General features: G+C 50.2%; 11 protein-coding genes. 8 read left to right on the forward strand and 3 right to left on the reverse strand.

Annotation, left to right across the window (positions count from 1 at the left end; all coding sequences use genetic code 11):
• The first annotated feature begins 13 nt into the window (after nucleotides 1–13).
• The 7 genes from miaA (at nucleotide 14) to PQG83_RS14090 (ending at nucleotide 6,177) form a co-directional block, all read left to right on the forward strand.
• Nucleotides 14–1,039: a tRNA (adenosine(37)-N6)-dimethylallyltransferase MiaA gene (miaA, locus tag PQG83_RS14060; protein WP_312742260.1), complete on the forward strand. Its 1,026-nt coding sequence runs from the start codon at nucleotides 14–16 to the stop codon at nucleotides 1,037–1,039.
• A gap of 136 nt (nucleotides 1,040–1,175) precedes the next feature.
• Nucleotides 1,176–2,114 carry an S-methyl-5'-thioadenosine phosphorylase gene (mtnP, locus tag PQG83_RS14065; RefSeq protein ID WP_312742262.1) on the forward strand — a complete coding sequence of 313 codons (939 nt, stop codon included), beginning with the start codon at nucleotides 1,176–1,178 and terminating at the stop codon, nucleotides 2,112–2,114.
• Between the two features lie 5 nt (nucleotides 2,115–2,119).
• Nucleotides 2,120–3,034 (forward strand): PfkB family carbohydrate kinase, encoded by a 915-nt coding sequence (locus tag PQG83_RS14070; protein WP_312742264.1) that lies wholly within the window; start codon nucleotides 2,120–2,122, stop codon nucleotides 3,032–3,034.
• Between the two features lie 64 nt (nucleotides 3,035–3,098).
• Nucleotides 3,099–4,016, forward strand: coding sequence for a RodZ domain-containing protein (locus PQG83_RS14075; RefSeq protein ID WP_312742266.1), 918 nt, complete (start codon nucleotides 3,099–3,101; stop codon nucleotides 4,014–4,016).
• A gap of 388 nt (nucleotides 4,017–4,404) precedes the next feature.
• Nucleotides 4,405–4,863, forward strand: a complete 459-nt coding sequence (locus tag PQG83_RS14080; RefSeq protein WP_312742268.1) for a c-type cytochrome — start codon at nucleotides 4,405–4,407, stop codon at nucleotides 4,861–4,863.
• A gap of 197 nt (nucleotides 4,864–5,060) precedes the next feature.
• Nucleotides 5,061–5,264 (forward strand): hypothetical protein, encoded by a 204-nt coding sequence (locus PQG83_RS14085; protein ID WP_312742270.1) that lies wholly within the window; start codon nucleotides 5,061–5,063, stop codon nucleotides 5,262–5,264.
• A 43-nt stretch (nucleotides 5,265–5,307) separates the two neighbouring features.
• A complete protein-coding gene (locus PQG83_RS14090) occupies nucleotides 5,308–6,177 on the forward strand; it encodes a HEAT repeat domain-containing protein (RefSeq protein ID WP_312742271.1) in 870 nt (289 codons plus the stop codon).
• Nucleotides 6,178–6,404: 227 nt separating this feature from the next.
• On the opposite strand, the gene PQG83_RS14095 is transcribed toward PQG83_RS14090, so the two are convergent.
• The 3 genes from PQG83_RS14095 to PQG83_RS14105 all read right to left on the reverse strand — a co-directional run bounded on the left by PQG83_RS14095 (nucleotide 6,405) and on the right by PQG83_RS14105 (nucleotide 10,225).
• A complete protein-coding gene (locus tag PQG83_RS14095; protein ID WP_312742272.1) occupies nucleotides 6,405–6,830 on the reverse strand; it encodes a hypothetical protein in 426 nt (141 codons plus the stop codon).
• A 262-nt stretch (nucleotides 6,831–7,092) separates the two neighbouring features.
• Nucleotides 7,093–9,246, reverse strand: coding sequence for an alpha-glucan family phosphorylase (glgP, locus tag PQG83_RS14100; RefSeq protein WP_312742274.1), 2,154 nt, complete (start codon nucleotides 9,244–9,246; stop codon nucleotides 7,093–7,095).
• A 118-nt stretch (nucleotides 9,247–9,364) separates the two neighbouring features.
• Nucleotides 9,365–10,225, reverse strand: a complete 861-nt coding sequence (locus PQG83_RS14105; RefSeq protein ID WP_312742276.1) for a hypothetical protein — start codon at nucleotides 10,223–10,225, stop codon at nucleotides 9,365–9,367.
• Between the two features lie 165 nt (nucleotides 10,226–10,390).
• Between PQG83_RS14105 and PQG83_RS14110 the strand changes: the two genes are divergently transcribed.
• Nucleotides 10,391–12,403: an ATP-dependent helicase gene (locus tag PQG83_RS14110; protein WP_312742278.1), complete on the forward strand. Its 2,013-nt coding sequence runs from the start codon at nucleotides 10,391–10,393 to the stop codon at nucleotides 12,401–12,403.
• Nucleotide 12,404 lies beyond the last annotated feature (1 nt).

The raw sequence follows: 12,404 nt of genomic DNA on the forward strand, positions 1-12,404 counted from the left end.
TCGTTGATGGTTCATGAAACAAGCCGACATCATCTCAGCATGGAAACCCGTCGTCGCCATTGCGGGACCCACCGCAATCGGAAAAAGCCGTATCGGAATTGAAGTCGCTAAAATTCTCAACACGGAAATTTTAACGGCAGACTCACGACAGGTTTATCGTGGCATGGACATCGGCACCGACAAACCCTCATTAGCCGAGCAACAAAATATTCCGCATCGGTTAATTGATCTCGTCGATCCCGACCAATCCTTTAACGCCGGTGACTTCAGGCGTCACGCTATCCTAGACATTGCCCGCCTGCATCGCTTGGGTCTCCTGCCTCTTGTCATCGGAGGTACCGGGCTCTATATCCGAGCCCTCTTACGGGGTCTTTGCCCTGGTCCACCGGCTAATTGGCTGATTCGGAGTGAATTAGCCCAAGAAGCCAAATTGCAGGGACCCGCTTTTCTTTATGAAAAGCTTCAACAAGTGGATCCCGAACTCGCACAACGGCTACATCCCAATGACCAGCCCAAGGTCCAGCGCGGCCTTGAAGTGTATCGCATTCTTGGCGCGCCCCTATCGGTCATCCAGCAACAACACCGATTTGACGAAGCGCCATATCCCTATTTATTCATTGGGCTCACCATGAAACGCCAGACCCTCTATCAGCGAATAGAAACCCGCGTCGATTGGGAAATTCAAAAAGGGCTTGTGGAAGAAACACATTCCCTCATGAAGCAAGGATTTCCTCGAGAACTCGGTTCCATGAAAGGGCTGGGCTATCGACAATTTTCAGGATTTTTAGCAGGGAACTATTCTTATGAAGAGGCTGTGCGATTATTAAAACGCGATACCCGTCACTTCGCCAAACGACAAATGACCTGGTTTCAGAAAGAATCTGAGATCCAGTGGATAACATTGGATGAGTCAGACATCCCTGATCGAGCGGCCGCCAAAATCGTGGACCATATCAATCAGTTTCTCTCTACCTTCGAAAATTTACCCCTTCCTGCGGAAGCAACGTCCCATTTAAAATCCACTCAATCGTCGGGTTAACCATACAGGACCATTCATGATAGAATGCGGGAAATTTCGTTCCGTTGAGACCTAAAGACTCCCCGTTAGTTGGGGTCAAATCAGCATTCCACCAAAACCACATGCCTTTCCCCTTTAAACAGAGAGACCCTTTCACATGACGGAGAACGAGGAAGCGAAGACTAAACGGCCCTCTTTACGTACCCAAAAAGCACAAATCGGGATTATCGGAGGCAGTGGATTATATGAAATGGACGGGTTTACCAATCTCAAAGAGGTCAGGATGGCCACCCCGTTTGGGAAGCCTTCTGACGCCATTATGTTGGGAACCTTGCATGGCATGCGAGTCGCCTTTTTGGCTCGTCACGGTCGAGGGCACCGCACGCTACCTTCCGCCATAAATTATCGCGCAAATATTCATGCCCTCAAAGCCCTTGGTGTAACGCGGATATTTTCCATCAGTGCGGTGGGAAGCATGAAGGAATCCATTCGACCGGGGGACTTTGTCCTACCTGATCAATTCATTGACCGAACCACTCAACGTGCCAATACGTTTTTCGACCAGGGGATTGTCGCACATGTGGCTTTTGCAGATCCCCTGTGTGGGACCCTATCGAGTGTGTTAGAAAAGGCTAGCCTTGGAGTCTCCGTTACGGTACACCGTCCGGGAACATACCTCTGCATAGAAGGCCCACAATTCTCCAGTCGAGCAGAATCGTTTCTCTACCGGCAATGGGGCGTTGATGTCATCGGGATGACAAATATTCCAGAAGCCAAATTGGCTCGTGAAGCCGAAATTTGCTATGCCACACTTGCGCTGGTCACGGATTATGATTGCTGGCACGAGACGGAAGATGCGGTTTCCGTTGGAGCCATTTTATCTATCATGCATCAAAATGTCGAAACCGCTAAAATCGTTTTGCGGCACGCGCTAGAACTTGCAAAAGATCTTGGACCTTGCTCTTGTCAGACCGCATTGGAACACGCCGTCATCACTCCGCTCAATCGAATCAGTCCGGCCTTGCGAAAGCGGTATCAGCTTCTGTTACGGCGTCATTTATTATCGACCACCCTACACTCCAAAAAAAGGGCCTAATCATTATGGGTAATTTATTAGTAGTTGGATCCGTTGCTTTTGATTCTGTACGAACGCCGTTTGGCGAAGCCTCCAATGTGCTGGGAGGATCCGCCACGTATTTTTCCACTTCGGCCAGTTTTTTTACAGATGTGAATCTCATTGCGGTCGTTGGTGAAGACTTTCCAAAAGAACATCTCGATTTTCTGCACAGTCGGGGTATCAATCTGGACGGATTAGAACAACGACCTGGAAAAACTTTTCGCTGGCGGGGAGAATATTCCTATCAACTCAACGAAGCTCAAACCCTGGAAACTCATCTCAATGTTCTGGAAACGTTTCGCCCGAAAATTCCCGACAGCTACCTCACGCCATCCGCCTTGTTTCTGGGCAACATCGATCCAGAATTACAACTGGATGTCCTGAACCAAGTGAAGCGCCCATCTATCGTGGCCTGCGATACCATGAACTTTTGGATTGAGGGGAAGAGGGAAGCGTTATGGAAAGTTCTTGAACATATCGATATTCTCGTCATAAATGACGGAGAGGCCCGTGCATTGGGCAATGACGCCAATCTCGTCCAGGTGGCGAAACGGATCTTATCGCGCGGTCCCAAAACCCTGATTATTAAACGCGGAGAATATGGCGTTTTAATGTTTCATCAACAGGAAATTTTCGGGGCTCCAGCCTATCCGCTGGAAGCGGTAAAGGATCCAACCGGCGCAGGCGACACTTTTGCCGGCGGCTTTATGGGGTACCTTTCTGCTACAGAAAATTACTCCCAAGCTGGGCTCCGACAGGCCATCATTTTTGGAAGTGTCATGGCGTCCTTCAATGTGGAGGAATTCAGCCTGGACCGACTGAGGCATTTAACCCGCGAAGAAATTGACAAGCGATTTACATCGTTTAAACATCTGACTCATTTTGAAGATTTGTCATAGGACTCAGGATTTCGGAAGGCACACCTTTTACATGACGTGTGCCTTCCCATGACAAGTCAATCACATGAATACCGGAAAGGCCTTTCCCATTCAGGATAACGCCATGGAAACTCTTGGGGGATTATTCCGACAGACCCGGGAACGACAACGTTTATCTTTGGAGCAGATCGCTTCCAGAACTCGCATTCAACAACACCACCTTCACGCACTTGAGGAGGAGGATTTCGCAAGCCTACCGGCCAAAGTGTTCGTCAAAGGATTCGTTCGTTCATATGCACGTGCGTTGGGACTGGATGAAGAAAATGCCATTCAGCTTTTCCTAACCTCCTCTAGCAATTTCTACGATCGCACCCAAGAAGAGGAACAACACATTCAAGTCACCTTACAAGCAGCCCATCGTAAACGATTCAATTGGAATTTTGTGGTCATACTGTTTCTCGCCCTTGGTGGAATTCTCTTTTATCTGCTACCCGATCAGCAGGAACCCCTTCCACCCGCATCTGAATTCGAAACCTCTTTACCCAGCAATGAGATCCAGAAGGAAGTCATACTCGAGCCCGCAACCCCCATCGAAGAATTACCCGCCAGTGTTTCAACAGAAGCCCCTGTCCACACCGAGGAACTACAGCTCACTTCTCCTCCCCCATCCGGTATAACACCTTCGCCGCCACCCCCTGAGCCTCGACCGATATCCCCGACCTTGCCTGCTTCTCCCATTCCTGAGAAGACCGCAGGGACCGATGGAACCCTGGTCCTGGAAATCGAAGCCACTCAACTGACTTGGGTGGTAGTGCAGTCTGATAATCAGGATCCGCATGAGGCCCTATTACAACCGGGACAAAAAAGCACCTGGAAGGCGAATACACAATACTTGCTTACACTAGGGAACGCTGCCGGGGTGGTCATCCGCCTTAATGGAGAGCCACAAGGACCATTTGGAAAGCCAGGTCAGGTGGTCAGAGACATTCGCTTGAAGCCCTGATCTCACAAAACGAATGCCAAGGACTCCACATAATCTTCCTCCCTGTCACCTTCCAAAATTTCCCTAAATTCGCACTCGCGTTATTTTCTTGATAAAGGTTATAAAACCTTATTCCTGGCTATTGCACCATTCTCAAATGTTCGAGTGGAGTGGCTCGTCAATCTTATGTCCACAATCACATTCACCTTCTTGACAGTCTAAAAAAGTGATTGATATGATGACGGAGTTTGGGTGGCCTAAAGGCAACCTATCTTATAAATATGTTATGATTATGAATAAGTTAGGTGCCTTCAAACGGCACCACTCCGAAGAAGAAAAAAGGGGAAGCGATAATGCACCCTCATGCTTTTTACGGTCTCATCAACTCTGTTTAACCTAGGAGGCTTACATGACGTTTTCGATGAAAGTGCTTGGAACCTTAACCGCTGCCATGTTTTTGACCACGGGCTTGGCCATTGCCGGACCAGAAAAAGATCCTTTACCATCCCGTGTTCCCGCTGATAAACGGAGTGAAGCTAAAAAAGATAAAACAGACTTATACTCCAAGGCCGAAGATGCTCCGCCTGAGATTGTAGCGGAAGGAAAAGCTTTGTATGAGGGAAAAGGGACTTGCATTAACTGCCACGGCAAAGAAGGCAATGGGCAAGGTCCGGCAGGAGCCGTCTTAAATCCGGGTCCCCGCGATTTCACCAATTGTAAATTTCACAAGAAACGGAAAGATGGCGAACTCATGTGGGTCATCAAGAATGGTAGCCCGGGCACAGGCATGGTTCCCTTAGTCCCAGCCACTATCAACGAAGAAGAAGCCTGGAAGATCATTGCGTACGAAAGAAGTTTCTGCAAATAATAGTAGTAGGTATCTTCATGAAAACCCCCGCTGGGCTTGACCGGCGGGGGTTTTTTTTTGAGAAAAGCCTTACCCCTGCCAATAATGACGGTTCCCCGTTGACACCATTCAAATCCCTTGACTAGACTCAATGTGGTAGAAGGTAACTTTACCACTATTCGTCAATCAAATTTTTAGTGTAAGGAGAGCATAATCATATGGCTAAACGACGATCACTTCAGGAGGACGCAACCTCTCTAAAAGCCAAGGTCACGAAATCCCTAGCCAGTAGCGACAATCCTGAGGGAGATTCAGCCATTCGGTCATTACGAAAACGATTACGACGGGTGCAACGGAAGGTCCGAACCGCTAAGCGGCGAGAGGAACACCGAAAATCAAAGAAAGTCGGGGCAGAGGCCTAAGGTTCTGCAATCGATCCTGAAGAGAATGTGGAGGAATTAAGTGATGCGAGACGACCAAAATAATATCGATGATGCATTTTCAGATCAAACGGAGGAGTTTGTATCGCTGGAAGGTAAGACAACCCTGCCTCAAGACGAACTAGTGGATGAAGTCTCAGAAGCCATCACGGCAGAAGCAGATGAAGAAACAGCCGACACCGTCGCCTCTGCTGAAACCGAAGAAGGCGTTGAACCAGAAGAAGAGTTGGTCGAAGAGCAGGTTAAAGATGAAATCGATATTCAGATCGATCTCTTAAATGACTCCGAATGGGTCGTCCGACGTGAAGCAGTCATTACCCTTGGCGAAATGGGCGATGAACGCTGTGTCGAGCCTCTCGTTCGGTGCCTTCGAGACGGGGATTGGCAGGTTCGGGATGCCGCAGTTGAAGCCATTGCCATGATTGGGTCACCAGCCGTGGACCTTCTCCTTCGCTATATACGAGACTACGATGCTCGGAAATCAGTGATCAAAGCGTTGGGGAAGATCAATGATGAACGAGTCCTTGATCCGTTAATTTCGATGCTTCACAATGATGAATTTAAGGACGATGCGACCTGGGCGCTTGCAGAACTTGGACAACCCGCTGTTGGACGGTTACTCGAATGCCTCAAGAATCAAGATGAAGTGATTAGAAAACAGGCCATCCTGGCTCTCGGAGAAATTAAGGATGCCAGTTGCGTGGATTTATTGATCGAACGCTTGCAAGACCCTGACTGGTTCATCCGACTCTCGTCAGCAGCCGCGCTAGAAAAAATCGGAGATCCTCGTGGCCGTGAGGCGATCAAACCCTTGATGAAAGACCCCGATCTGGTTGTGCGCTTACGCATCGAACGCATGTTGGCAGCATGGAAAAAGCAGGCTGTCACGGCTTAAACCTTTTTAAAAGCCATCAGGGTTGCGAACAAACCTGAGCCCTCAATTGTCCGGACAATTGAGGGCTCTTTTATGGGATGAGTCCTATCACGTCTTCCTGCCAGGACGCTTACATCCACATAAGGCACCGACGAAGGGATGATCAGAAATGGACGAATCCGGAATAATAAGATGGGGCTGAAAACAATAAAGAACGCAACCGGCGGCGGGCTATTTGAACGACTCAATCAAGGCATAACGGATTGCAACTCTTGACGAAGATCGTCCAACATGTGAGGAGGAAGGCTATGGCCTTGAGCCAGACTTTGCTGGGCCTCTCGAATTTTCTGTTTAATGATTTTGATTTTTTGCGCCATGGGTCCTTGAGGGTCCAACTCAACCGCTTGATCTAAATGGTGAAGTGCACGTTCAAATTCCTCTGACGCTTCCTTGAAATGATGATCTAACAGATACGCTCTCCCTTCCAAAAAGCCATCTTTTGCTGCCAACATTTGTCTCTGCAAGTTGGTCTTCTGATCAAATCCAATCGTGTTCTCCAGGACTTGTCCCGACAAGTCTCGCAATCGTTGCTTCACCTCGTCCGGTTTTTGGCCTGTGTAATAACCCAATCCAAATACAATACCTAGCAGGATCAATATTCGTAAAACTTTCATAGTGGACCTCGCCGGCTCAAAATGCCTCCTGCTCTACCCTGATAGACATCGGCATTAGTTCACTCCATGAATAAGACTGGAAGGGAAACTCATACCGATCGAGGAGAAACCGATGAGACAGGAAATGATGCACCATACGTAAGTCGATGGTATCACTGCATTGCAGAAGGTACAACTCTGACATGGTTTCCTCCATGACCTTCTAAGCAAAGAGTCAGCCTACCGCGCATGAGCCGAAATTTTATAGAACACGATGAGAGATTCAGGCCAACTTTTCGTCTCGTGCCTTCCCTGCCTCCGAAAACAACGGCGTATAGGCACGCTTCACATATTCTTTGAGCATGCGACGGGCACTAAATCGTGGAGCCGATGTCCGAATGGAATTTTTGACGACAGTGCACCACCCATGTGGAACGCCATCAACACCACGATCGTAATACAACGGAATCACCTCGCTTTCAAGTTTGGTGTAGAGGCCGACCATATCCAGATCATCCTGGGCCCAATCGCCAAGTGGCTCTTCAGGGAGAGGCACTGCCCAGCCATTGCTTCCATCGTAGCCTTCTTTCCACCATCCATCTAACACGCTCAAATTAGGCACGCCATTTAAGGCGGCTTTCTGGCCACTTGTCCCGCTCGCCTCTAATGGCGGGCGAGGATTATTGAGCCACACATCGACCCCTTGCACCAGAAATTTGGCCACATGCATATCGTAATCTTCGACAAAGGCAATATGGCCACCCAGATGATGCGCTTTGGCAAATTGATATATACGATGGATGAGTTCGCGACCTGCTTGATCGGCGGGATGAGATTTTCCGGCAAAGATAATTTGAACAGGACGCCATGGATTCAACAGAATCTGTTTCAGCCGGTCCAGGTCTGAAAACAACAACGTGGCCCGCTTATAGGAGGCAAATCGCCTGGCAAAGCCCAGCGTCATCGAATGCGGTTCAAGAAATGCCCCGCTCGCCAACACCTGGATAGGCTCCATCGTCCCATCCATCCATCCCATCCGGGCGCGCTGACGGATAAACGTCAACAGCTTTCGTTTCAAAAATTGCCGGACTTCCCAAATTTCCCCATCCGGCACTTCTTGCATGCCCTGCCACATGCTCGGATCGTCACACCGTTCACGCCAATCAGAGCCAAGATATTTTTGATACAACACATCCATTTCCTGGGCAATCCACGTGGGGACATGCACCCCATTGGTGACACTGTAAATAGGCACCTCCTGCAGTGGGCGTTCCGGCCACAGAATATGAAACATTTTTTTTGAAACCTGTTCGTGTTCCTTGCTCACGCCATTAATGAACGACGCCAGGCGGATAGGTAATGTCGTCATATGGAATTGATCCGCTGATAATTCCGGATGACGCCCCAACGCCATAAAATCTTCCTGCGTGAGCCCTACCTCCTCCCACCACCATTGACAATGCTCACGAATAAGGTCTCCCGAAAAGACATCGTGCCCGGCCGGGACAGGCGTATGGGTCGTAAACACGGTGCTCTGGCGAACCTGAGCGGCCGCCTCCGACAGGGACAGCCCCTGTTGAAGTTGTTCCCGCATCCGTTCGACCAGAAAAAAAGCCGGATGTCCTTCATTGGCATGCCACACATCGGGATCACGCCCCACCGCACGAAGGGCCCGTACACCACCAATGCCCAACAACAACTCCTGACAAAGCCGTGTGCGATGATCTCCACCATAAAGCCGGGCAGTCAGATGACGATCCTCTGGTGAATTTTCCGGTGTATCGGTATCCAAGAGATACAGCGAAACCCGGCCCACCTGGATTTGCCAGACCACACATGCGACCATTCGAGAACCCAATTGGACTTGAACCTTTGCCAAATCCCCTGCCGGTGTCCGTGCCAACTCAATCGGCATCATCATCGGGTCGACGGAATCATACACGGCTTCCTGCCAACCGTTGGTATCCACGACCTGACGAAAATAGGCCTGGCTATACATAAATCCGACAGCCACCAGCGGCACTCCCAGATCACTGGCTTCTTTAAGATGATCACCAGCCAGAATCCCTAATCCCCCGCTATACAAGGGAACGGAACGATGCAAACCAAATTCTGCGGAAAAATAGGCAATTGTGCGATCCTGCCACTGAGGATACGTTCGCCCAAACCAGTGGTCCTTGGCTTCCATATAGACATGAAACGCCTTCATCGCCTCGCGATACAGGGAAAGAAACACGACATCCTGTCCGAGAGCCTCCAACCGATCAGAGGCAATCTTCTGCAACTGCTTAATGGGATCGTGATACGTCAATCGCCAGAGGGTGGGATCAATATACGAAAAGACGGCCCGGCCTTCAGGAGACCAACTCCACCACACATTTTGAGCTAACTCAGAAAGATTACGAAATTCTTCCGTCAACGTACGAGTTTGATTCATAGGATATACTCACAAAAAAATGGCCTCATCCAATGGTAAACAGTGAAGGATCTTCACCAACCCTGGACACATGTTGAAGTGGTCAAAGAGAACACGCAGAAGAGTCAGTTAGAGAGGGTTAGGCATTCCCAACAGGTTGATTTGGATTTGTCCCCGCTTGCGCCAATGAAGCCACAACCGCAAACCGCTCGCCAACGATACGGGTCGCCCGGTTCATGTGCTTGGCCAATTCCTTGGCTTCATCAGGGGGAAGGTCGCGGCGAAATTGTGGATGAAGCCCCCACCAGGATTCGACTTCCTCACCCTGTGCGCGAGACACCACGCTGATTAATTTGATCAGATTTTTCCCCGCTGTCTCCGGACCACCGGATTGTGTCGAAGGGCTGCCTTTTTCATCAGCCGCAGACGGCGCCGGTTGGACTTTGGGTTTAGTCGCATCTTCAAAGAGGCTTTTGAGAGCCGGGACAACCGCGCTTCCACACAGAAATGCCGCAGCGGTAATTTCCTGCTTGCCCGGGGCTCCGGCTTTAGAGGCAATGCGTTCCGAAAAAAACTGGAAATATTGATCCCGCTCTTTGGTTTGATCTGTGACCACAAACTTAAATTTTTCATAGGTTTTTCGACTATCCGCCACCACCTGGCCAACGGACAGCGTCACTTCCATGTCATCGACTTCACTTGAACTCAATGAGGGGGCCAGGACCGTTTTTAATTGGTGGGCCACAGAATCTTCCAAACTGTTCATAAAGTCTTTTTGGCCCTGAATCGGGATATAAAATCCAGACAGGCGATCCACCAGATTGAACAGCATACGCAGAAATTCCAAATAAATTTCCCATTCCTGCTTCCGCTGCAGCTTCATGGCTAGCTTTTGATCAGACCGTTTGATCAGGCCGACCGATTCCCGGGCCACACTCATCATGGTATGAGCAAGATCCTTCAGCACACTCTCGTAATTTTCTGCAGATTGTTTGGCCATTTTCAACTCCGTAATTGTGTTAAAGTATAACCGAGGGCCCGCGACCTGTCCAAGCCTAATATCGCCCGCGTTGCAACCCACCACCACGTATGCTATACACGGCCAAAGGTCTTCGAAAGACGAAACTCGGGTGCATATCTCCCCTTAATTCCTGCCCATGGATTCATGGATTCCACGTCGCCATCATCTAAAGTTTATGTCCTGAAACGTCCCCTGGAGGAGTCCACTCCGCCGAAATTATCGCGTAATTACGCGGAAGAATTGAACCCCCAACAACTCGCCGCCGTGGAAGCCGTGCAAGGCCCGGCCCTTGTCATCGCCGGGGCGGGCAGCGGGAAAACACGCACCCTCGTGTACCGGGTCGCCAGGCTCATCGACCTGGGCATTGTCCCCAGCTCAATTTTACTTCTGACCTTTACCCGAAAAGCCTCACAGGAAATGCTCAGCCGGGTCGGACTCCTCATCGGACTCCGCGCCCAGCAGGTCGGCGGTGGAACCTTTCATTCGATGGCTAATATCCTCCTGCGGCGTTATGGCCGCCCCGTCGGACTGGAACCAGGGTTTACGATACTCGATCGGGGAGATTCCGAAGATCTGTTGAGCCTCCTCCGTGGTCAATTGGGGCTGAACGACACCGGCAAACGGTTCCCCCGCAAACATACCCTGGCCGAAATATTCGGCAAAACGGCCAACACCTTGGAAAGCCTGGAAGACATTGTCATCAATGAATACAGCCACTTCGGGGAGTATCTGGGAGAACTTCAGAAACTCCAGGCCGCCTATGACGCAGCCAAGCGCCAACGGCAACTGGTCGATTATGACGACCTCTTAGTCAAACTCCTTGAACTCCTGGTCATCGACCAACAGGCCCGGGAAACCATTAGTCAGATCTTTCGCTATATTCTGGTGGATGAATATCAAGACACCAATCGCCTGCAAGCCTCACTGGTCCGCAATCTGGCGGCTACCCATGACAATGTCATGGTGGTGGGCGACGATTCGCAATCCATCTATGCCTTTCGTGGCGCCACCTTCCGCAATATCATGGAATTTCCCGACCTCTTCCCGGGTGCGACCATTTACAAATTGGAGGAAAACTACCGGAGCACGCAACCGATTCTCCAACTGGCAAACAAGCTCATTGAAGCGGCACCCGAAAAATACAGCAAAACGCTCTTCACACGAAAAGGAGAGGGACCATTACCCACCGTCGTGGAGGCCATGGGAGAGAACGCCCAATCGCGATTCATCGCTCAAAAAATTCTGGAATTACGGGAAGAAGGTATCCCCTTACATGAGATCGCCGTGCTGTTCCGATCCAGCTTTCATGCCTTTGACCTCGAATTGGAACTCACCCGGCGAAACCTCCCCTTCATAAAGCGAGGCGGGTTCAAATTTATCGAAACCGCCCATGTCAAAGACCTCATGGCCCACTTGCGGATCATTCACAATCCTTTGGACACCGTCAGCTGGAACCGGCTCCTCTTGCTCCTCGAAGGGGTCGGCCCCAAAAAAGCCAAAGATCTGATCGCATCCATTCTCCAGGCCCATGGCCAGTATGAGATCTTGAAACATAGCACCGGCCGCTCCGCCTCCGGATTGCGTCACCTGGCCGCCACACTGGACCAATTAACGGAAAATCCCCTCACCCCTGCCGTACTGCTCGGGGAAATGATGGAATACTATGTCCCTCTCCTCAAAGATCAGTATGACGATTACCCCAAACGGATTCGAGACCTGGAACATTTATCCGTCATGGCGGAACGTTACGAAAGTCTCAACGACTTCCTGGCCGATCTCACGCTTGAGCCCCCCAATGAAAGTGTGGTGGACGTCGAAGCACCCGATCGGGACGACGAGCGGCTGATTCTTTCCACCATTCACTCGGCCAAGGGATTAGAATGGCAATGCGTCTTTGTCATCTGGCTTGTGGACGGACGGTTTCCCTCAGCCTACTCCTTTATGGGCCCCGAAGAACTGGAAGAAGAGCGCCGACTGCTCTACGTCGCGGTCACCAGAGCCAAACATCACCTCTTCCTCACCTACCCCATCAATGTATACGATAAAATGACAGGGTCGGTCCTCACGAAACCCTCACGGTATCTGGATCACATCCCGCCATCCTATTTCGACACCTGGAGTTTAGTTGAAGAAGATCAAACCTATTCCTGGAGGTAAG

This window comes from Candidatus Nitrospira neomarina (assembly GCF_032051675.1).
GTDB lineage: Bacteria > Nitrospirota > Nitrospiria > Nitrospirales > UBA8639 > Nitrospira_E > Nitrospira_E neomarina.

Excerpts from the sequence above, each read along its gene's own strand:
- miaA (WP_312742260.1), top strand. The coding sequence starts at position 14 with ATGAAACAAGCCGACATCATCTCAGCATGGAAACCCGTCGTCGCCATT.
- mtnP (WP_312742262.1), top strand. The coding sequence starts at position 1,176 with ATGACGGAGAACGAGGAAGCGAAGACTAAACGGCCCTCTTTACGTACC.
- PQG83_RS14070 (WP_312742264.1), top strand. The coding sequence starts at position 2,120 with ATGGGTAATTTATTAGTAGTTGGATCCGTTGCTTTTGATTCTGTACGA.
- PQG83_RS14075 (WP_312742266.1), top strand. The coding sequence starts at position 3,099 with ATGAATACCGGAAAGGCCTTTCCCATTCAGGATAACGCCATGGAAACT.
- PQG83_RS14080 (WP_312742268.1), top strand. The coding sequence starts at position 4,405 with ATGACGTTTTCGATGAAAGTGCTTGGAACCTTAACCGCTGCCATGTTT.
- PQG83_RS14085 (WP_312742270.1), top strand. The coding sequence starts at position 5,061 with ATGGCTAAACGACGATCACTTCAGGAGGACGCAACCTCTCTAAAAGCC.
- PQG83_RS14090 (WP_312742271.1), top strand. The coding sequence starts at position 5,308 with ATGCGAGACGACCAAAATAATATCGATGATGCATTTTCAGATCAAACG.
- PQG83_RS14095 (WP_312742272.1), bottom strand. The coding sequence starts at position 6,830 with ATGAAAGTTTTACGAATATTGATCCTGCTAGGTATTGTATTTGGATTG.
- glgP (WP_312742274.1), bottom strand. The coding sequence starts at position 9,246 with ATGAATCAAACTCGTACGTTGACGGAAGAATTTCGTAATCTTTCTGAG.
- PQG83_RS14105 (WP_312742276.1), bottom strand. The coding sequence starts at position 10,225 with ATGGCCAAACAATCTGCAGAAAATTACGAGAGTGTGCTGAAGGATCTT.
- PQG83_RS14110 (WP_312742278.1), top strand. The coding sequence starts at position 10,391 with ATGGATTCCACGTCGCCATCATCTAAAGTTTATGTCCTGAAACGTCCC.